Genomic DNA, 18,811 nt, shown 5'->3' with positions numbered 1-18,811 from the left:
AGCACACCTGCGGTGGCCACAGGCGTGCGTCGAGCGGTGTTGCCGGCGGCGCCCGTGGGCGCCAGGCCGTTACTGCGCTTGTTTCTGTTGCACCTTGGCGCCATCGCGCAGGGTGTCCGGCGGGTTCACCACCACCGATTCACCTGCGCTCACGCCCTTGAGGATCTGGCGGTCCTTGCCCATCGCCTGGCCCGCCTCGACCGTGCGCTGCTGCACGCGGTTCTCATCACCCAGCACGAAGGCCACCGAGGCGCCCTCGCGCTGGACCACGGCGCCGCCCGGCACGCGCACGCCCTGCGGCTTGGCGGCCGCCTGCGGCTGCGCCTGTTCCAGGAAGCTGACCCGCACGCCCATCTCCGGCACGATGCGCGGGTCCTTCACCTTCAGCGCCACGCGCACCTTCACTGTGGCCTTGCCGCGGTCGGCGGTGGGGATGATGGCGATCACCTCACCCGGAATCTTCCATTCCGGGTAGGCGTTGAGCGTGGCTTCCACCGGCATCTTCGGCTGCACGCGGCCGATGAAGGCCTCGCCGACCTCGACTTCGATCTCCAGTGATTCCATGTCGACGATGGTGCCGATGCCGGTACGGGTGAAGCCACCACCGGCCGACAGCGGCGAAACGATTTCGCCGGGCTGCGCAGCCTTGGCAGTGACCACGCCGGAGAACGGCGCGCGCACGATGTTGTTGTCTACGCCCAGGTCGGCGATGGCCAGCTGGTCGTTGGCCACCTTGACGTTGCGCTGTGCGGTGTCCAGCTGTGCACGCAGGCTGTCGCGCTGCGCCACCGCCTGGTCGTACTGCGAGCGCGACACCAGCTGCTGGCCGACCAGTGCCTGCAGGCGGCTGGCTTCAGCGGCGGCCTGCTTCTGCTGTGCTTCCAGCCCGGCGACCTGGCTGCGTGCGGCCTGCAGCTGCGAGGCATACAGGCTGCGCTGCGCGTCGGCATCGATCGGGTCCAGCGTGGCCATGATCTGGCCCTGCTCCACGCGCATGCCTTCCTCGATCATCACCTCGCGAACCTTGCCGGTGATCTTGGCCGAGACCGTGGCCATGCGCCGCGCAACTACATAGCCGCTGGCGTCGAGCACCGAACTGCTGGCGTTGCCCTGCTGGATGGCCACCGCCGGCGCGGTTTCCACGTCCACCGCTGGCGTACGCCCGAACAGGGCGAAAGCGACAGCGGCCAGCAGCAACACGACCACGATGATCGCGATCCACAGCCAGCGGCGGCCACCACCACTGCCACTCCCTCCGGAGGCGGGCGGCGGGGACTTGCGGTCGATACGGAGTTCCTTCAACAGCTCGGCAGAAGCGTTCATTCGTTCCATCACAGGCGTTCGGGCGGGTGTGGCCGGAAGGGCAGACGACGGCGGTTCCGGCGGTGGAGCGTGCGGCACAGCATGAGGGCAGGTACGGCGATGACGGCAGTGACAGCTGTCACCCGATGACACTGACGGCGGCAACTGCGAAATGTGACCACGGCGGCACAGGATGGCAACGTCCCCGCTACCGGTACCGCCCATGGATCCGATCGCCCCGTCGCTGGCCCGCCTGCAGCAGGTGCAGGTGCGCTATAGCGACCATACCGCCCTGCATGGCATCGACCTGCAGGTCCGCGCTGGCCAGGTGCTGGCGCTGCTGGGCCGCAACGGTGCCGGCAAGAGTACCGCGATCAGCGTGTTGTTGGGCCTGCGCCGCGCCGATGCCGGCCAGGTCGAGCTGCTCGGCGGTGACCCGCAGCAGCGGACCAGCCGCCTCGGCCTGGGCGTGATGCTGCAGAGCACCAGCCTGCCGCCGATGCTGCAGGTGGACGAACTGGTGGCGCAGGCCAGCGCCTGCTACCCCGACCCGATGCCGCTGCAGGAGGTACTGCAGCGTGCTGGTCTGCAGGCACTGGCACGCCGCCGCTACGGCCAGCTGTCCGGTGGCCAGCAGCGCTGCGTGCAGTTCGCCATCGCCCTGTGTGGTCGCCCGCGCGTGCTGTTCCTGGACGAGCCCACCACCGGCCTGGACATCCAGGCGCGGCAGGCGATGTGGCAGGCAATCCGGCAGCTGGTGGCCGAAGGCTGCGGCGTGCTGCTGACCACCCACTATCTGGAAGAGGCTGAAGCGCTGGCACAGCAGGTGGTGGTGCTGGAGCAGGGCCGGGTGCTGGCCGATGCGCCGCTGAGCGAGCTGCGCCTGGCTGATCGGCCACGCCGCATCCGCTGCCGCAGCGGGCTGCCTGCCGAAGACGTACAGCAGTGGCCGGGTGTGCAGCAGGTGCAGCGCGACGGCGAGCACCTGCAGTTGCTGGCAAGCCCGGCCGAGCCGGTGGTGGCACGCCTGCTGGCCGCCGATGCGCAGCTGCGCGAGCTGGAAGTACAGGGCGTGGCGCTGGCCGACGCCTTCCTCGACATGACCCGGGAGGCCGCATGAACACGATGACCCGTACCGGCACCACGCCCACGCCGGCATCTGCCTGGCGACAGGTACTGCGCCCGTACCGCGCCGAGCTGGTGGCCGAACTGCGCCGCGCCTGGCGCACGCCGGCGTTCGCGGTGCCCTCGCTGCTGTTCCCGGTGCTGTTCTATCTGCTGTTCGGCGTGCTGCTGGGGCGTGGTCATGCGCCGCTGTATCTGCTGGCCACCTACTGCGTGTTCGGTGCGATGGCCCCGGCCCTGTTCGGCTTCGGCGTGCAGCTGGCGCTGGACCGCGAAGGCGGCCTGCTGACCCTCAAGCGCGCACTGCCGATGCCTGCTGCGGCGCCGCTGCTGGCACGGCTGGCGATGGCCGTGATGTTCGCGCTGCTGGTAGCTTCGCTGTTGATCGGTGTGGCACACGTGTTCGGTGGCGTACAGCTGCATGCACTGCAGGTGCTGCAGCTGATGGCGGTGGCGGGACTGGCCGCGCTGCCGCTGGGGGCGATCGGCCTGCTGATCGGCAGCCATGTCAGTGCCAGCGCGGCGCCGGCGATGGTCAACCTGGTCTACCTGCCGTTGGCCCTGCTGTCCGGCCTGTGGCTGCCGCTGTCGGCGCTGCCTGCGTTGTTCTCGACGATGGCACCGCTGTGGCCGACCTGGCATCTGGCGCAGCTGGCGCTGCCGGTGGTCGGGCTGCCGTCGGTGGGCAGCATCGGTGGTCATCTGCTGGTGCTGCTGGCGGTCACGGTGGTGGCGCTGCTGCTGGCGCGCCGCCGCCTGCGCCGGATCGGCTGAACTGGCATGATCGGCAGCGTTCGTCCCCGCCTGGATCCTCCCGTGTCGTCGAGCTGGCTTGCGTCCCTGCTGCGCCCTGCGCCGGATTCGGCCGTGGCCGAACTGCTGCGACGTGGCAAGTCGCCCTGGAGCGGAGCGATCCACCTGCTGTGGTCGGTATGGATCTTCCTCACCCCGGTGCTCGGCAATGGCTTCACGCTGCGCTGGCTGCTGCTGACCCTGGCCAGCTATCCGCTGTTCCTGCTGCTCTATGCCAAGGTGATGCTGGCGCCCCGGCACCATGGGTGGCGCTATGCGCTGGGCATGATCGTGCTCGCCCTGGTACTGCTGCCGTGGTACCCGTCGGGCCTGAGCTACTTCGTGTTCGGTTGCGTGATGATCCGCATGAGCAGCCGTGGCGGCTGGTGGGTGTACCTGTTGCAGCTCACCGGGCTGAACCTGTTGTTCTGCGGCGCTGCGCTCTACTTCGGCTATCCATGGCAAGCCATGGTGTGGATGCCGGCAGTGTCGTTCATTGTCGGGCTGGTGGTGAACGTGGAGGCCTTGAGCCAGCAGCGCGACGTTGCCCTGCAGCTGTCGCAGGACGAAGTACGGCGGCTGGCGACCACCGCCGAGCGCGAACGCATCGGCCGCGACCTGCACGACCTGCTCGGTCACACCCTCTCGCTGATCACCTTGAAGCTGGAACTGGCACGCAAGCTGTACGACCGCGATGACGCGCGTGCACGGCAGGAGATCGGTGAGGCCGAGGCCATCGCCCGCGAAGCGCTGGCACAGGTGCGCAGCGCGGTGACCGGCATCCGTGCCAGTGACCTGGCCGGCGAACTGGCGTCTGCCCGTCTGCTGCTGGAATGCCAGCAGGTGCACCTGCAGTACACGACGCCACCGCCGATGCCGGTGGACGTGGAACGTGGACTGGCGCTGGTACTGCGCGAGGCGGCCACCAACATCGTGCGCCATGCGCAGGCGACCCGGGTGCAGGTGGATTTCATGCTGGAGGACCGACAGTTGACGATGCAGATACGCGATGACGGCCGCGGTGGCGTGCAGGCCGAGGGCAATGGACTGTGCGGTATGCGCGAACGTGCGGCGGCGCTGGGTGGCCAGCTGACGCTGCAGTCGCCCCGTGGCGAAGGCACGCTGCTGACCGTGCGCGTGCCCTTGGGGGCCGCCACCATACCGCTTTCCCCGGCATCGCTGGCACAGGGAGGGCCGGCATGATCCGCATCCTGCTGGCCGAGGATCAGGCGATGGTGCGCGGTGCACTGTCGGCGCTGCTGGGCCTGGAGCCGGATATCGAGGTGCTGGGCAGCGCCGCCGATGGCGAAACCGCGTGGCGGATGCTGCAGCAGCTGCAACCGGACATCCTGGTCACCGACATCGAGATGCCTGGTCTGTCCGGGCTGGAGCTGGCGCAGCGCATCGCCCGCCAGGAACTGCCGATCAAGGTGGTGATCGTGACCACCTTCGCCCGTGCCGGCTTCCTGCGCCGCGCGTTGGAAGCGGGCGTGCTGGGCTACCTGCTGAAGGACGCACCGGCCGAGAACCTGGCCGAGGCCCTGCGCAAGGTGAAACAGGGCATCCGCGCGATCGACCCGCAGCTGGCACTGGATGCGTGGTCGCAGGCCGACCCGCTGACCGACCGTGAGCGCCGTGTGCTGCGGCTGGCGGGCGAGGGCCGCACCGCCAGCGAGATCGCCGAGCAGTTGGGGTTGTCGCACGGTACGGTGCGCAATTACCTGTCCGAGTGCATCGGCAAGCTGGGTGTGGCCAATCGGATCGAGGCATATCGGCTGGCGCGGCAGAAGGGGTGGTTGTAGCGGCGCCCAGCTGTTCCCAATGATGTCGTTTCCGCGACCGCGGGTGGGTGTCACTTTCTTTGCTCGTGCACCACGCTGCAGGAGCAGCGTGGAACGGCGTAGCCGGCCCGCAGGGTGGCGCACATGGATGTGCGCCATCAAGAAAGTAACCAAAGAAACACGCCGCCAGAGCGCGAGCCGTCGCTGCGCACCGGTGCCCTGCGCTTCTCGGTGAATCAGGGGACGGCGCCGAACTCGCTGCGCTCAGACACCGGCGCCTCTTCGCCCCTGATTCCCCTGCGATGCTCGGCTCGCTCAAGGCGGACCCAACGTCAAAGGCAAAAGCTGCACCCAGTAGATCCACGCCGCGCGTGGATGCTCTTGTTGTTGATCTTGACCTTCAAGTCCGCCTTGAGCGAGCCGAGCACCGCAGGTCCGGCGAGGGCGAAGAGGTGCGGGTGTCTGAGCGCAGCGAGTTCCCGCACCGTCCCTCGACGGACCGAGGAGCGCAGGGCACCGGCGTGCGAAGCGCGCCGGCTCGCGGCCGGCGGAGCGTTTCTTTGGTTACTTTCTTGATGGCGCACATCCATGTGCGCCACCCTGCGGGCCGGCTACGCCGTTCCACGCTGCTCCTGCAGCGTGGTGCACGCGCAAAGAAAGTGACACCCCCCGCGGTCGCGGAAACGATCCGCCGGGAACACCCGGCGAACCCGCTCAATCCTTCCCGCGCGCCATCGCCTGGAACACGCCATCCCGCCGCACCCACAGGTGGAACAGCGCCGCACCCACATGCATCAGTACCGTGGCGAACAACACATACGCCAGCAGGCTGTGCGCATTGCGCAACGCGGCGTACAGCGCCGGGGTGTGTGGCACGATCGGCGGCAGATGCAGGCCACCCCACAGCACGATCGGATAACCACCGGCCGACAGCATCGCCCAGCCGATCAGCGGCATCGCCAGCATCAGCGCATACAACATCCAGTGCGAGGCCTTCGCTGCCAGCACCTGCCAGGCGGGCAGGTCGGAAGGCAGCGGCGGTGGGCGATGGCGCAGCCGGTTGTACAGGCGCAGCAGCACAAGCACGCCGATGGCGATGCCCAGTGGGCGATGCAGATCGATCAGCATCGGCCGCAGATGCAGCGAGGCGACCATGGTCACGCCGATGAACAGCATGGCGATGATCATCAGTGCCATGGACCAGTGCAGCACCCGCGCCAGCAGGTTGAAGTGGCCGTTGCCGGTGCTCATCGTGCGGCCTCCTTCGGTTGCTCGACGTTGCCGGTGGCGCGCTCGCGTTCGCGGCGGTTGAAGGACTGCGAGTACACCGCCGAGCGGGCGGCCAGGATCGGATCGTCACTGCCGCGCACGCCGCTGGGCAGGATCAGCGGATCGAAGTTGATCTGGCCGCACGCGCCTTGTTCCTGCGACTGCATGCGGTCCAGGCTGAGTACGCCGGCCACCACCTGATCACGCGACTCGGGCCACGGTACCGACGGATCATCGATGGCATCGCCAGGCTCGGCGGTAGTAACCACCAGGTTCCAGCGCACCGGGCCGCTGGCCAGGCGCTGCTGCAGTTCCTGGCTGAGGAAATCGACGCTGGCCTGCTTGCGCGTTTCCGCATCCATCTCCACCACCGGTGCCTGCGGCTGCCAGCGCCAGCGCACCGCGCGCTTCTGGCCCTGCGCGTTGGTGAACCAGAAGCTGTTGACGCTGTTGAAGGTGGTATCGGCCCAGCTGCTGGTCCACGGTGCCGTCTTGGCCCACTGCTGGAACGCCTGCGCACTGGGGTACTTCGTCAGTACGGCGGCCATCTTCTGCGGGTCGGGCTTGCCGGTGGCCGGGTCCGGGATGGAGGCGCGTGTCTGCGCGTAGAACGCCTCGGCATCGGGCACGGCGAAGAACGGGAAGCTGTTCATCGCCATCCGCCATTCCTGGCCGTCATCGCTGACCATCTGCACCGCGAGGCTGCGCACGCGTGCGGTGTTGTCGGCGCCGTAGGGGTCACCGCCGCCGATCGACAGGCGGCCCATCACCGGTACGCGTGACTGCGAGAACACGCGGGCGCTGGACAGGGTAGGGGCCTGCGCGCTGGGTTCGAACCAGCCGCTCACGCAGATGCCCTTGCTGTGCGCGCGTCGGAAGCCCGGATGGGCCGGGCCGGTGGCTTCGATGGTGTCGGTGAAGCGCTGCGCGGTCAGGCGGTCGCCGATCCAGCCGGCCAGCCAGGCGAAGGCCAGCGCGACGGCACCCAGAATGAGTGCGATCAGTGCGATCCAGGGCAGCGGCGAATGCGTGCGCGGTGCGCCCGGTGTCTGGCCGGCGCGGGTGTAGCGGAAGAGCGACATGGTCGGAGTCCTGCCTTCACGGAGCGTGTGGGTGGTCGACCCACACATCCTCGCAGAACCCGGCCGAGGCCGAAATTCAATTTTTCGTCAGATTTGGCGGGGACGGCGTGCCGACCAACGGTCGGCACCCACCCGATCAGCTGTAGCGCTGCTTCAGCATTGCCCACGCCGAACGCAGCGCCAGCGCTTCACCACCGGCCGGACGGCCCGGGCGTTCACCGTCGTTCCAGGCGTATACGTCCAGATGCGCCCAGCGCTGGCCGTCTTCCAGGAAGCGTTCCAGGTACAGCGCGGCGGTGACCGAACCGGCCATTCGCGAACCGGCGTTGGCCAGATCGGCGATGCCACTGGTCAGGTAACGCAGGTAGGGGCGCCACAGCGGCATGCGCCAGACCGGGTCGCGGGTTGCATCACCGGCCTGCAGCCACTGCTGCGCCACGCTGTCGTCATTGCTGAAGAGCGCCGGCAGATCCGGGCCCAGCGCGATGCGCGCGGCGCCGGTGAGGGTGGCGAAGTCCAGCACCAGGTCCGGTTTCTGCTCGCTGGCGAAGGTCAGTGCATCGCACAGGATCACGCGGCCTTCGGCGTCGGTGTTGTCGATCTCCACGCTCAGGCCCTTGCGGGTGGCGATGACTTCGCCCGGGCGGAACGCATCCGGGCCGATCGCGTTTTCCACCGCCGGCACCAGCAGGGTCAGCCGTACCGGCAGCCCGCGTGCCATCACCAGGCCGGCCAGGGCCAGTGCATGCGCGGCGCCGCCCATGTCCTTCTTCATGTTGCGCATGCCGTCGGCCGGCTTGATGTCCAGGCCGCCGGTATCGAAGCACACGCCCTTGCCGACCAGCACCAGTGCCGGATCGGTGTCCTTGCCCCAGCGCAGCACGACCAGGCGCGGTGCGCGGTGCGAGGCACGACCGACGGCGTGGATGGCCGGGAAGTTCTGCTTCAGCAGCTCATCGCCGGTGATCGCCTCGACCTGCGCGCCGTGCGCATCGGCCAGCGCGCGCGCGGCGTCTTCCAGCTGCTGCGGACCCATGTCTTCGGTCGGGGTGTTGACCCAGTCACGCACGCGCAGGCTGGCGGCGATCAGGTCGGCCACTTCGCCGGTCGGCTCGGCCACCAGGCGCGCCGGCGCACGGTGGCGCTTGCGATAGCGGTCGAAGCGGTAGCTGCCCAGGCCCCAGCCCAGCTGCAGCAGCGCCAGTTCGGCGGCCGGCAGTTCGCTGGCCAGCTGCCACACGCTGCCTTCCGGCAGGGCATGCGGGGCATGCGAATAGCTGTAGGCATCGGCACGATCACCGACACCGATCACCGCTCCGGCCAGGCCATCAGCGCCGGGCAGCAACGCTGTGGTGAAGGCACCGGCGGTGAAGCCCTGCGACGCCAGCCATGCCTGGGTGGCGGCCGGCTGGCCGGCCTTCCAGGCCGCGAACTGCTCGCGGTCCAGCACATACAGCGGCAGTGCTGCGGCGGTGTCGGCAGTGAAACCAGTGATCTCGCTCATGCGTCAGATACTCCGGGGTGCGGCAGCGTCGAGGTTGGCATCCAACCAGTCGGCCAGGCCGGTGAGGGTGTCGAACTGCAGGTCCGGCTGCAGTTGCGGATGGATCCAGGTGGCTGCTTCGCGGTTGATCCAGCAGCCGCGCAGGCCGGCGGCGATCGCTCCGGCCACATCCATTTCGGCGTGGTCGCCAACGTGCAGGACCTGCGCCGGCGCAACACCCAGTCGGGTGCAGGCGGCGTGGAAGATGCTCGCCTCCGGCTTGGCCGCGCCGTGTTCGCGCGCGCCCAGCTGGAAGGCGAAATGATGGGCCAGGCCGATCCGCTCCAGATCGGCATTACCGTTGCTCAGCGCTGCGACCGGTACCCGCGCGGCAATCCGCGCCAGCGCATCGATCGCATCGGGGTAGCATTCGACCTCGTTGCGCGCGGCGAAGAACACTTCATACGCCGGCTCCAGCAGATCCAGGCTGGCACCACTGGTGTGCAGCGCCTCGTGCAGGGTCAGCCGGCGCAGTGCGCTCAGGTCGTGATGGAGGTGCGGATGGGCGTGGTACAGGCGCTCGCGCAGTTCGCGCATCGCCGCCACCGGATACATCTCGGCCGTGGCGGGGCTGTGTTCACGCATCCACTCGTGCAGGACCAGGTCGATGCGGGCGCCGATCGGAGCGAACGGCCACAGCGTGTCGTCAAGGTCGAGAGTGATGGCTTGGACGGGGAAATTCACCCCGCCATTCTACGCCTGCCCGCGCGGGCTTTCATTCCAGCAGGCGCGCCCAGCCCTGCATGCCGTCCAGCCGCGCCAGCACCAGCTTGATGCAGACCAGCAGCGGCACCGCCAGCAGCAGCCCGATCATGCCCCAGGCCCAGCCGAACACCATCAGCGCCAGGATCAGTACCAGCGGTGACAGCTTCATGCGCCGGCCCAGCACGATCGGGGTCACCATCTGTCCCTCCAGGGTATGCAGGGCCAGGTAGGCGGCCGCCGGCAGCAGCGCCTGCAGCGGGTCGCGGAATTCGACGAAGCCCATCAGCAGCATCAGTGCCACGCCGATCAGCGGGCCCACGTAGGGGGCGAAATTCAGCAGCGCCGCCACCGTGCCCCAGAGCAGGGCTTCCTGCAGCCCGATGCCAAACAGCATCAGCACGCCGGCGAACACCAGCCCGACCAGGGTGTTGATGACGCTGATGGTCAGCACGTAGCGCGAGACCTCTCGCTCGATCGAACGCAGGATGTCGCTGGTGAAGCGTTGTTGCTGGCGGTTCGGGAACAGCGCGATCGCCGCGCGCTGCAGGCTCTGCCCGTAGATCATGAAGAACAGGGTCAGCAGCACCACCGCCAGCACCGAGGCGGCCAGCCGCGGCGCACGGGTCAGCATGCGGTACGGGTCGTCGAGCTGGGTGCGGATCACCTGCACCTTGCGGTTGCTGTCACCGCCGGCGACACGCGCGAAGTTCTCCGCCGCCTGGTTGGCCTGCTGCACCGGCTTGGTCAGGTCCTGCACCTGGCGCGCGACCTTGCGCAGCTGCTGCGGGGCTTCCTGCGCCCATTCCATCGCCGGTCCGATCAACTGCACGGCCAGCGAACCGGTCACGCCCAGGCCGGCGCCGAGGATCAGCAGGGCGCCCAGCGCGCGTGGAATCCACAGCTTCTGCAGCAGGCGCAGGATGGGGTTGCCGACCAGCGCGAAGAACATCGCCAGCAGCACCGGCAGGATGATGTCCTGCGCCGCCCACAGCGTGTAGCCCACCGCCAGGGTTGCCAGCACCACCAGCGACATCGGCCCGCGCGGGCGCGATGCGGGCGGCAGCGGTGCGTCGGGCTGTTCGGGGTCGGCCGGTGACGGGGACAGGAGGGACTCGCTCATCGACGCACCAACCGGGAAGGGGAGCGCATTATCCGCCGGCCGCGATCGGCGCGGCGGATTCCGTGGATCAACGTTCGGACAGCTCGGTGGCCGCTTCGGCCGGGCGCGGTTCGCGCAGTTCCGGTTCGGGTTCCGGTCGCGGTGCGGGCCGTGCGTCGGAAGCGGAGGCCGCCGCCTGTGCCTGTTCGCTGGCCTCGTCGGCTTCCTCGGCCGCGTCGTCGGCGCTGGCTGCCGCCTGCGCCGCCATCGCCGTGGCGAACGCGGCCTGTGCGCTGGCGAACAGGTTCGAGACCGAACCCACCATCTGCAGCCAACGGGCACCGTTGACCTTGCCGGGTACTTCCAGCTTGCCGGCAATGAAGCCACCGGCCAGGCCGACCACCACGATGCGCAGCGGTGACCAGCCCTGTCGCCAGACCTGGCTGAGCGTGGACCAGTGGTCCTGGGTTTCGACCAGGCGCACGGTCACCACCTGTTCGCAGCGTTTCACCCGCCGTTGCAGCGCACCGAACTTCATGGCTTGCCCCCAGGCAGCTGCACATCGGCATCGGGATCGTCTTCGCTGGGCTCGTCGAACAGGCCCAGGCGTGACAACTGGCGCCGGGTGGCGTGCATGCCGGTGTGGTGGAAGAAGTAGGACACCCGCCAGATCGCATAACCGGTGACGGCCAGGCTCAGCAGCGAGGTGATCAGCAGGGCCTGCAGCCAGCTCAGGCCCCAGCTCTGCAGCAGGGCGATGAGGGTGGCGGCCATCAGCAGCCAGGCCGAGGCACCAAATACGATCGCCACGCCGGCCCAGGCCAGCGCACGGCCGAACGCGCTGCGTGCCAGCGCGAAGTCGGCCGAGGCCAACCGGCGCAGCGAACGCAGCGAATGCTTGGCCGAATCGGCAGCGGCACGACCGGCCGCGCCGACCTGGCGGATGCTCTCATCCAGCGGCGGGGTGGCCGCCGGATCAGGGGCTTGCGCGTTGTCTTCGCTCACGCCGCGGCTTACTTGTCGCTGCTGCCGCGGGCCAGCTTGGCGATGATCCAGCCGGCAGCGAAGGCGACGCCGAACGAGGCCAGCGGACGTTCACGGATCAGCTCAGCGGCGCTGTCGATCAGGTCCTTGCCCTTGTCCATCAGTGCGTCGACCTGTTCCTTGGCGGCTGCACCACCAAACTCGGCGGCGGCCAGGCCGGACAGCGCGCTGTCGGACAGTTCAGCCTTGACGTTGGCCTTGCCGATGCGCAGTTCGTCGGTCGCGGCACCGGTTGCGCCCTTGATCGCACCGCCGGCGGCCGTGGCGGCCTGCTTCAGGTGGGAACCGGCTTCACCCAGGTGTTCCTTCAGGTTCTCGGTATTGGTGGGGCTCATCGAATCACTCCTGTTGCGATGGGGGAACGGGTGTCGGCGGTGCCGACCTGGACTGACAGCAATAGCATTGCCGGGGTATAGGGGGTGTTACGGCAGGGCGATCAGCGCATCACGAGCTGGCCCTGCTGCTGGCCATTGTTGCGCAGCACGCGTACCACCAGGGTCGGCGGGCGCTGCTGGAAATTGGCGCGCCAGCTGGCCAGGTCGGCGAATTCGCCCACCGTGGCATCGGTGATGATGTCGCCCTGCTGCAGGCCGTTGGTGGCCGCGCGGCTGCCGCGCTTGACCTCGCTGACCAGCACGCCGCCGACACCGGACTGGCGCAGCGACTCGGGCAGGTCGACGAAGGTGGCCCCGGTCAGCCGCGGGTCCAGGCTCTCACCGGTGACCGCGCGCGCCTGTTCCTTCAGCGTTGCCTTGATCTGCAGTGGCTTGCCTTCGCGGCGTACGTCCAGCGTCAGTGCGCTGCCGACCGCGGCCAGGCCTTCCACGTTGTGCAGGGCTTCGGCACTGTCCACGCGTTGGCCATTGGCCGAGACCACCACGTCGCCCGGCTTCAGGCCGGCCGCGGCGGCGGCCGAACCGGCCAGTACACGGGTGACCAGCGCGCCGCGGGTTTCGCCCAGGCCCAGGCCCTGCGCGATCTGCGCGGTCAGGTTCTGGCTTTCCACGCCCAGCGTGCCGCGCACCACCACGCCATGCTTGACCAGCTGGTCAACCACGCTGCGCGCCAGGTTGGACGGAATCGCCAGGCCCAGGCCGATGTTGCCGGCCATGCTGCCCTGCGGGTTGAAGCTGGCGGTATTGATGCCGACCAGCTGGCCCTGAAGATCGACCAGTGCGCCACCCGAGTTGCCGGGGTTGATCGACGCATCGGTCTGGATGAAGTTCTGGTAGCCCAGCCCGCGGATGCCGCTGCGGCCCACCGCCGAGACGATGCCCGAGGTAACCGTCTGGCTGAAGCCGAACGGATTGCCGATGGCCACCACGAAGTCGCCCACCCGCAGCTGGTCGCTGTTGCCGAGCTTGATGTCGGTCAGGTTCTGCGCCGGGATGCGGATCAGCGCGATGTCGGTATCGCGGTCCGAACCGAGGAACTCGGCCTTGACCGTGCGCCCGTCGGCCAGTGTCACCTGCACGTCATCGGCGTTGTCGATGACATGGTGGTTGGTCAGCACCAGGCCTTCCTTGGCGTCGATGATCACGCCCGAGCCCAGCGATTCGTTGATGCGTTCCTGCGGAATGTCCGGGAACAGACGGCGGAAGAACGGGTCGTTGAAGAAGGGGTTGCGCACCCGCACCACTTGCTTGGTATTGACGCTGACCACGGCCGGCATCGCCTTCTCCAGCATCGGCGCCAGTGACGGCACTGCCTGCCCGGCCACCGAAGCTGGCAGCGCGGCGGCGGTTGGCAGCACCGCCGGCAGCGGCGCGGCGTCGGCACGATTGTCCAGGTGCGCATTGATGCCGGTGGCAACGAAGCCACCGAAGGCGGCGGCGATTGCGAGCGTGAGCAGGGTGGGAAGCGGTCGCATGGGAGTCGGTTCGCTGGCGTGGGTGGGGGCGGTTCGGCCCTACGGTAAAACATGCTGAATGAGTGTGTCGCGATCTGGATAAATGCGCCATGAAAACCCCTGGCCGCGAAAGGCGGGTGCGGAGGATGGCAACGAGGCTGTGGTGACGCCCGCGGGGGCGATTCCTGCACCACCGAAGACCATCGCGCGGCACGTGGACACAGACTGATACTTGCGCAGTTCCGCGCAACCGGGTGCCGCAATGCGTCACGGCGCGCACTGGATGCTGCATCCGTGCAACGGCACGCAACCGCCATCTTCGACCACGCGGTTGATGTGGCGTAGTCCTTAAAAAAAGGGGTTTCCTGTAAACCTGCCGCTCCTGCGGCAGTGGTGGGCTACACCATTGCCGTCGCATCAGATGCGATTGCTGGCGCGTGCCCCGTTCCACGATCGTCAATGTCGGTATAGCATCGCCCCGTTTTGATACTTAAGGCCCCCAGGAGGGCAACATGAGCAACGGTAATGGTGTGTCGGTCGTGACCGACGCCGTCGAGAACGTCAAAGAAACCGCCACCAACGTTGGCGAGACCATCGCCCACGCCGCCGAAGACGCCGTGAAGTCGGTCAAGAAGACCGTCAAGCGCGCCACCAAGGCTGCCGGTACCCGCGTTGCCAAGGCCAAGAAGGCTGTGGCCAAGGTCGAGAAGACCGTTGCCAAGAAGGCCGAGAAGGCTGCCAAGTCGGTCGGCAAGACTGTTGCCAACGCCAAGAAGAAGCTGGAAGCCGCCAAGAAGAATGCCAAGGCCGAAGCCGCTGCCCTGAAGAAGGAAGTGGCCAAGAAGAAGGCCGCTGCAGGCAAGGCTGTGACCAAGAAGGCTGCCGCTGCCAAGAAGACCACCAAGGCCGCCACCAAGGCTGCCGGCAAGAAGGTCGCCACCGTGAAGAAGGCCGCCACCAAGAAGGCTGCCGTCGCGAAGAAGACCGTTGCCAAGAAGACCGCGGCCGCCAAGAAGGTTGTCGGCAAGAAGGTCGCCACCGCCAAGAAGGCCGTGGCCAAGAAGACCGTCGCCGCCAAGAAGGTCGCTGGCAAGAAGGCCGTGGCTGCGAAGAAGGTTGTCGGCAAGAAGGTTGCCGCCACCAAGAAGGTCGCCACCAGGAAGACCGCGGCCGCCAAGAAGGTTGTCGGCAAGAAGGCTGCCGTCGCCAAGAAGGCCGTCGGCAAGAAGACCGCCGCTGCCAAGAAGGTTGTCGGCAGGAAGACTGCCGTTGCCAAGAAGGCAGTTGGCAAGAAGGTTGCCGCCACCCGCAAGACGGTCGCCAAGAAGGCTGCGCCGCTGAAGAAGGTCGCCGCCAAGAAGGCTCCGGCCAAGAAGGCCGTGCGCAAGGTCGCCAAGCGCAAGTAATCGCGCCGTGACCGAAGGCCCTGCCACCCCCGGGGTGGTGGGGCCTTTCGCGTTTCTGGGACACGGTCTGGGGCAAGATGCAGGTTCTTCCTGCTGGAGTCCCGGGCATGCGCGGTATCGATTTCAGTTCCTGGCAGGGCGTGCTGTCCACGTTGGCGGGCCTGGTCCTGATCACCCTGCTGGGCGTGGGCATCCGCCTGCTGGTGATGCAGACCCTGCAGCAGCGTCGCGAACGCGAGAACCGGCAGATCAACGAACGGCTGCGCACGCTGATGGCGGCCTACAAAACCCTGGGCGGTTCGTTCACTGGCGAACTGGGCGTGGATCCCAGCCATCGCCGTGACCTGCGCCAGCGCGAAGATGCCGAAGGCATCGCTGAACCCCGCTCGGATCGGGCGCGCCGCATCCGCGATGCCGTTGAGGCCGCGTTGTCGGACATCCTGTTGCTGGGCACCGACGAACAGGTGCGGTTGGCTGCGCGCGCTGCCAACGAACTGGCACAGGGGCGACCGGTGCACACCCACGAACTGGTGGTCTCGCTGCGCGACTTCGTGCGCGAAGCGCTGGATCTGGCGCCGATTCCGACCGAACTGCAGCTACCGCCGCAGGGGCCGACCCGGCCCGGTGCCAGTGGCGGTGGCAAGGGCCGCAACGACGGCGATGCCAAGGGCGGTCGCGCGGGTGGAGGAGGTGGCGGTGGCGGAATGGGCGCCGGCATGGGCGGTGTGGGCCTCGGCGCCGGCGCCGCTCTGGGCGCCGGCCATGCGTCTGCCAGCGATGAAACGGACGCGCGCTGAGCACGTCCGCCCGGTTCAGCGCGTCAGCTCGTAGAGCGGCACGAAGCCGCCGTAGATCATCCGCGCGCCGTCGAACGGCATCGGATTCGTCGCTGGATCAAATCGCGGGTCCTCCATCATCTTCTTCATGCCGGCGTCGCGGGTCGGCTTGTCCGGCCATTCGATCCAGGAAAACACCACCGTCTCATCCGGCGTGGCTTTCACCGCGCCGAAGAAATCGGTGGTCTTGCCGTGCGGTACGTCATCGCCCCAGCACTCGACCACGCGCAGCGCGCCGTACTCGATGAAAACGGGATCCCCAGTGCGTGCGTGGGTGAGGAACTTCTCCTTGTTGGCGGTGGGCACCGCCAGGACGAAACCATCGATGTAGCTCATTGCCTGCCTCCGGATGGACCGTGCCGCATGCACGGCCTTCAAGTACCCGACGAACCAGGGCGTCGTGGATCGACATCCTGTGTGCGCCTGTTCAGCCCGGACCACCGGGCAGCGGCGCCAGCACAGTATCCGGTGGCTGCTGGCCGGCCAGGTGGCGTACGAAGTAATCCCACATGCGGTGCGTGTAGGTGGCGTCGTTGCGGAACAGTTCGTGGTCCTGTCGGGCCAGGTACAGCAGGTCGTAGCTGCGCTGGGCCTTGTTCAGGGCGGCGGCCAGCTGCAGGGTCAGCGCCGGCGGCGCGTTCTCGTCCAGTTCGCCATAGACCAGCAGCAGATGCCCGCGCAGGTTGCCGGCCAGTGCTGCATTGCCGAGTCCGGCAAAGGGCGCAGGCACGCCATCGGCAGTGGGCGTGGCCGGCAGCACGCCACCGAACAGCCGGTCCATGCCGTGCAGGGCCCCACCGTACATGCCCTGGAAATTGTGGCTGCCGGCCGAGGCCACGCCCACTTTGTAGAACGCCGGATAGCGCAGCAAGGCGCGCGCTGCACTGTAGCCACCGAACGAATGCCCATAGATGCCGACCCGCTGCAGGTCGATGCCCGGGTAGCGTTCGCCCAGCTGGCGCAGCGCGGACACATGGTCATCCAGCTGCACATCGGCGGCGCGCAGGAAGCTGCTGTCATGGAACGCCTTGTCGCGGCCACCGGTGCCGCGCGCATCGATGCTGACCACCACGAAGCCGAGTTCGGCCAGGCTGGCGCGTGACACCGGGTTCAAGGCAGACACCGCCTCGGCGTAGCTCACCGGCGCATTGCTGATGAACGAGCCACCGTACATCGCGTCGATCACCGGGAAGCTGCCGTCATCGCGATAGTCACGGGGCAGGTAGACGGTGGCGAAGATCGGTGTGCGCCCATCGGCGGCCAGCAGCCGCTCGCGCCGTGGTGGACGCCAGCCGGCAGCAACGATCGCGCTGTCATCGGCTGTTTCCAGCACCATCACTTCACGGCCGTCATCGCTGGCCCGCAGCACGGTACGTGGTGGCTGGTCGAGACGGGAAACGGTATCCACCAGATAGCCACCGCCAGGCGACAGCGCCTGGGGGGCGCGCCCCCCGAACAGCGCGCCGGTACCGGCATCGGCCATGTGGTCGTTGCCATCGGCGGCCAGTTGCTGGATCGGACCGCCCTGCAGCGATACCCGGTACAGGCCGCGCACGTAGGGGTCGCCACCGTCGATGCCGCCGGCGCTGAAGTACGCCCAGCCACCCGCAGCGTCCACACCCAGCAGGTCGCGCACCACCCATTTGCCGCGGGTGAGCTGGCGCAGCACCTTGCCATCGGACAGGCGCACCCGGTACAGATGGCCCCAGCCATCGCGCTGCGAGAACCACACGGCGGTGTCCTGCCCGGGCAGGATGGCCACCGCGGGCCGGTTGTAGGAATACACGTTGAGCTGCAGGCGAGTGTCGCTGGCTTCTTCCAGAACCGTACGCAATGCACCGCTGTTGGCATCGATCTCCACCAGGCGCAGCCTGCGCGGTGTGCCAAAGTGCGCGATCACGGCATACAACCGATCACCGTCCCAACCCAGGATGCCGGCCTCACTGAGCGTGTTCCAGCCCTCGGGCAGCACGATGTCATGCTGCCTGCCGCTGAGGATATCGATCACATACAGGCTGTCGTGTACCTGCTGTGCATCGCCCAGCAGCCCCAGCTTCACCGTATGCACGCGCGGCCGCGCGCTGTTGGCCGGGCTGCTTTCCAGATAGGGATAGTCCTGCAGCGCGCGTTCGTCGTAGCGGATGCCGGCCACGTAGCGGCCATCCGGCGACCAGCCGACCGCGAACGGCCGCGTCGGCATCCGGCCCTGGCGGCGTGGAATACCGCGCAGGGTGAAGTCCGGCAGCACGCCATAGCCATGATTGGGTTCACCGCCGCTGGTCAGCGCTCGTGCTGCCATTCCGGGCGACTGCAGCCACAGGTTGTGATCGCGTACCTGCAGCCAGGCATCACCGCCGGGCGACGGCAGTGCATCAGCCGGCGGCAACGCCTGTTGTGCGGCCGTGCACCGCAGGCGCGGCCATTGGCAGTTGATTGCCGCCTCGCCGTTGAACTGCAGGCGCAGGCCTTCATCCAGTACCTGCACGCTGTTCAAGCGCAGGCGTGGTCCGCTGGCGCCGAGAGGTGCAACCGCAGCGTCCAGCGCATCGGGTTCGAACAGGATCTGGCGTGTGGCCTGGACTGGATCGACCAGTACCGCCTGGCGCCGGCCCTGCGTGTCTTCACGTTCGTACCAGAAGCGGCCGTCGGCCAGCCAGTTGGGCAGGACCGAGGCATTGCGCAGCGCACCGCGCAGATGACTGTCATGCACGCGTTCGGCGCGCTGGTAGTCAGCCGCCTGCTGCGCGTGCGCAGCGTGGATCGGAAACAGGAGGGCAGCGCAGGCCAGGAGGGCGGCGCGAACAGGCATCAGCAGCGGATCGGAAACGTGCAAGGCAACCTCCTGTTGCAATCGACGACGAATCACAAATGCACGCGCGCCGCGCGCGTATGCCAGAGACAGCCTGAATCAAGGCAAAAAATTCAGCAATGCGAAGACCGCTGTTTTCAGGGAGCGTTGTGGCGAATAACGGAGAATT

18 protein-coding genes are annotated in these 18,811 nt (G+C 67.8%); 6 read left to right on the top strand and 12 right to left on the bottom strand.

Annotation, left to right across the window (positions count from 1 at the left end; genetic code table 11):
- Positions 1-69: 69 nt before the first annotated feature.
- The gene (locus tag ACJ7C5_RS14965) at positions 70-1,323 is read right to left on the bottom strand and encodes an efflux RND transporter periplasmic adaptor subunit (protein ID WP_412704328.1); all 1,254 of its coding nucleotides are present in this window, start codon (positions 1,321-1,323) and stop codon (positions 70-72) included.
- A gap of 202 nt (positions 1,324-1,525) precedes the next feature.
- On the opposite strand from ACJ7C5_RS14965, the gene ACJ7C5_RS14960 reads away from it, so the two are divergent.
- Genes ACJ7C5_RS14960 through ACJ7C5_RS14945 form a run of 4 tightly spaced genes read left to right on the top strand, consistent with a single transcriptional unit; the run spans position 1,526 to position 5,021 of the window.
- Positions 1,526-2,422, top strand: coding sequence for an ABC transporter ATP-binding protein (locus tag ACJ7C5_RS14960; RefSeq protein ID WP_412704327.1), 897 nt, complete (start codon positions 1,526-1,528; stop codon positions 2,420-2,422).
- On the top strand, positions 2,419-3,201 hold the full coding sequence (locus ACJ7C5_RS14955) for an ABC transporter permease (protein ID WP_412704326.1): 783 nt from the start codon (positions 2,419-2,421) through the stop codon (positions 3,199-3,201). The genes ACJ7C5_RS14960 and ACJ7C5_RS14955 overlap by 4 nt, the downstream gene beginning before the upstream one ends.
- A gap of 42 nt (positions 3,202-3,243) precedes the next feature.
- Positions 3,244-4,422 (top strand): sensor histidine kinase, encoded by a 1,179-nt coding sequence (locus tag ACJ7C5_RS14950; RefSeq protein WP_412704325.1) that lies wholly within the window; start codon positions 3,244-3,246, stop codon positions 4,420-4,422.
- Positions 4,419-5,021, top strand: coding sequence for a response regulator transcription factor (locus ACJ7C5_RS14945; protein WP_075675585.1), 603 nt, complete (start codon positions 4,419-4,421; stop codon positions 5,019-5,021). Before ACJ7C5_RS14950 ends, ACJ7C5_RS14945 begins: the two co-directional genes overlap by 4 nt.
- Before the next feature lie 693 nt (positions 5,022-5,714).
- Here ACJ7C5_RS14945 and ACJ7C5_RS14940 read toward each other — a convergent pair.
- The 9 genes from ACJ7C5_RS14940 to ACJ7C5_RS14900 all read right to left on the bottom strand — a co-directional run bounded on the left by ACJ7C5_RS14940 (position 5,715) and on the right by ACJ7C5_RS14900 (position 13,612).
- Complete coding sequence (locus ACJ7C5_RS14940) at positions 5,715-6,251, bottom strand: cytochrome b (protein ID WP_075675584.1); 537 nt, start codon at positions 6,249-6,251, stop codon at positions 5,715-5,717.
- On the bottom strand, positions 6,248-7,351 hold the full coding sequence (locus tag ACJ7C5_RS14935; protein ID WP_412704324.1) for a catalase family peroxidase: 1,104 nt from the start codon (positions 7,349-7,351) through the stop codon (positions 6,248-6,250). The genes ACJ7C5_RS14940 and ACJ7C5_RS14935 overlap by 4 nt, the downstream gene beginning before the upstream one ends.
- A gap of 136 nt (positions 7,352-7,487) precedes the next feature.
- Positions 7,488-8,855, bottom strand: a complete 1,368-nt coding sequence (locus ACJ7C5_RS14930; RefSeq protein ID WP_094002336.1) for a leucyl aminopeptidase family protein — start codon at positions 8,853-8,855, stop codon at positions 7,488-7,490.
- Between the two features lie 3 nt (positions 8,856-8,858).
- On the bottom strand, positions 8,859-9,578 hold the full coding sequence (locus ACJ7C5_RS14925) for an HAD family hydrolase (protein ID WP_412704323.1): 720 nt from the start codon (positions 9,576-9,578) through the stop codon (positions 8,859-8,861).
- Positions 9,579-9,609: 31 nt separating this feature from the next.
- On the bottom strand, positions 9,610-10,719 hold the full coding sequence (locus ACJ7C5_RS14920) for an AI-2E family transporter (protein WP_094002338.1): 1,110 nt from the start codon (positions 10,717-10,719) through the stop codon (positions 9,610-9,612).
- Between the two features lie 67 nt (positions 10,720-10,786).
- Entirely contained in the window at positions 10,787-11,236 is a 450-nt protein-coding gene (locus ACJ7C5_RS14915) for a protein sip-5 (protein WP_097048237.1), read from the bottom strand.
- The gene (locus ACJ7C5_RS14910; protein WP_094002340.1) at positions 11,233-11,703 is read right to left on the bottom strand and encodes a phage holin family protein; all 471 of its coding nucleotides are present in this window, start codon (positions 11,701-11,703) and stop codon (positions 11,233-11,235) included. Before ACJ7C5_RS14910 ends, ACJ7C5_RS14915 begins: the two co-directional genes overlap by 4 nt.
- Positions 11,704-11,711: 8 nt before the next feature.
- Positions 11,712-12,077 carry a hypothetical protein gene (locus tag ACJ7C5_RS14905; protein WP_004153835.1) on the bottom strand — a complete coding sequence of 122 codons (366 nt, stop codon included), beginning with the start codon at positions 12,075-12,077 and terminating at the stop codon, positions 11,712-11,714.
- Positions 12,078-12,178: 101 nt separating this feature from the next.
- The gene (locus ACJ7C5_RS14900) at positions 12,179-13,612 is read right to left on the bottom strand and encodes a Do family serine endopeptidase (RefSeq protein ID WP_094002341.1); all 1,434 of its coding nucleotides are present in this window, start codon (positions 13,610-13,612) and stop codon (positions 12,179-12,181) included.
- 491 nt (positions 13,613-14,103) lie between these two features.
- On the opposite strand from ACJ7C5_RS14900, the gene ACJ7C5_RS14895 reads away from it, so the two are divergent.
- The gene (locus ACJ7C5_RS14895) at positions 14,104-14,997 is read left to right on the top strand and encodes a hypothetical protein (RefSeq protein WP_412704322.1); all 894 of its coding nucleotides are present in this window, start codon (positions 14,104-14,106) and stop codon (positions 14,995-14,997) included.
- Positions 14,998-15,104: 107 nt separating this feature from the next.
- On the top strand, positions 15,105-15,794 hold the full coding sequence (locus ACJ7C5_RS14890; protein ID WP_412704321.1) for a hypothetical protein: 690 nt from the start codon (positions 15,105-15,107) through the stop codon (positions 15,792-15,794).
- A gap of 15 nt (positions 15,795-15,809) precedes the next feature.
- Here the strand turns inward: ACJ7C5_RS14890 and ACJ7C5_RS14885 are convergent, their stop codons facing one another.
- Complete coding sequence (locus ACJ7C5_RS14885) at positions 15,810-16,169, bottom strand: DUF1428 domain-containing protein (RefSeq protein ID WP_412704320.1); 360 nt, start codon at positions 16,167-16,169, stop codon at positions 15,810-15,812.
- Between the two features lie 91 nt (positions 16,170-16,260).
- A complete protein-coding gene (locus ACJ7C5_RS14880) occupies positions 16,261-18,666 on the bottom strand; it encodes a S9 family peptidase (protein ID WP_412704319.1) in 2,406 nt (801 codons plus the stop codon).
- Positions 18,667-18,811: the final 145 nt, after the last annotated feature.

The organism is Nocardiopsis yanglingensis, assembly GCF_045809185.1.
Classification (GTDB): domain Bacteria; phylum Pseudomonadota; class Gammaproteobacteria; order Xanthomonadales; family Xanthomonadaceae; genus Stenotrophomonas; species Stenotrophomonas yanglingensis.
Note: the sequence above shows the minus strand (reverse complement) of the source record. Positions and strands in the feature narration are given on the sequence as shown.

Excerpts from the sequence above, each read along its gene's own strand:
- ACJ7C5_RS14915 (WP_097048237.1), bottom strand. The coding sequence starts at position 11,236 with ATGAAGTTCGGTGCGCTGCAACGGCGGGTGAAACGCTGCGAACAGGTG.
- ACJ7C5_RS14885 (WP_412704320.1), bottom strand. The coding sequence starts at position 16,169 with ATGAGCTACATCGATGGTTTCGTCCTGGCGGTGCCCACCGCCAACAAG.
- ACJ7C5_RS14920 (WP_094002338.1), bottom strand. The coding sequence starts at position 10,719 with ATGAGCGAGTCCCTCCTGTCCCCGTCACCGGCCGACCCCGAACAGCCC.
- ACJ7C5_RS14935 (WP_412704324.1), bottom strand. The coding sequence starts at position 7,351 with ATGTCGCTCTTCCGCTACACCCGCGCCGGCCAGACACCGGGCGCACCG.
- ACJ7C5_RS14955 (WP_412704326.1), top strand. The coding sequence starts at position 2,419 with ATGAACACGATGACCCGTACCGGCACCACGCCCACGCCGGCATCTGCC.
- ACJ7C5_RS14940 (WP_075675584.1), bottom strand. The coding sequence starts at position 6,251 with ATGAGCACCGGCAACGGCCACTTCAACCTGCTGGCGCGGGTGCTGCAC.
- ACJ7C5_RS14965 (WP_412704328.1), bottom strand. The coding sequence starts at position 1,323 with ATGAACGCTTCTGCCGAGCTGTTGAAGGAACTCCGTATCGACCGCAAG.
- ACJ7C5_RS14890 (WP_412704321.1), top strand. The coding sequence starts at position 15,105 with ATGCGCGGTATCGATTTCAGTTCCTGGCAGGGCGTGCTGTCCACGTTG.
- ACJ7C5_RS14895 (WP_412704322.1), top strand. The coding sequence starts at position 14,104 with ATGAGCAACGGTAATGGTGTGTCGGTCGTGACCGACGCCGTCGAGAAC.
- ACJ7C5_RS14905 (WP_004153835.1), bottom strand. The coding sequence starts at position 12,077 with ATGAGCCCCACCAATACCGAGAACCTGAAGGAACACCTGGGTGAAGCC.
- ACJ7C5_RS14960 (WP_412704327.1), top strand. The coding sequence starts at position 1,526 with ATGGATCCGATCGCCCCGTCGCTGGCCCGCCTGCAGCAGGTGCAGGTG.
- ACJ7C5_RS14945 (WP_075675585.1), top strand. The coding sequence starts at position 4,419 with ATGATCCGCATCCTGCTGGCCGAGGATCAGGCGATGGTGCGCGGTGCA.
- ACJ7C5_RS14930 (WP_094002336.1), bottom strand. The coding sequence starts at position 8,855 with ATGAGCGAGATCACTGGTTTCACTGCCGACACCGCCGCAGCACTGCCG.
- ACJ7C5_RS14900 (WP_094002341.1), bottom strand. The coding sequence starts at position 13,612 with ATGCGACCGCTTCCCACCCTGCTCACGCTCGCAATCGCCGCCGCCTTC.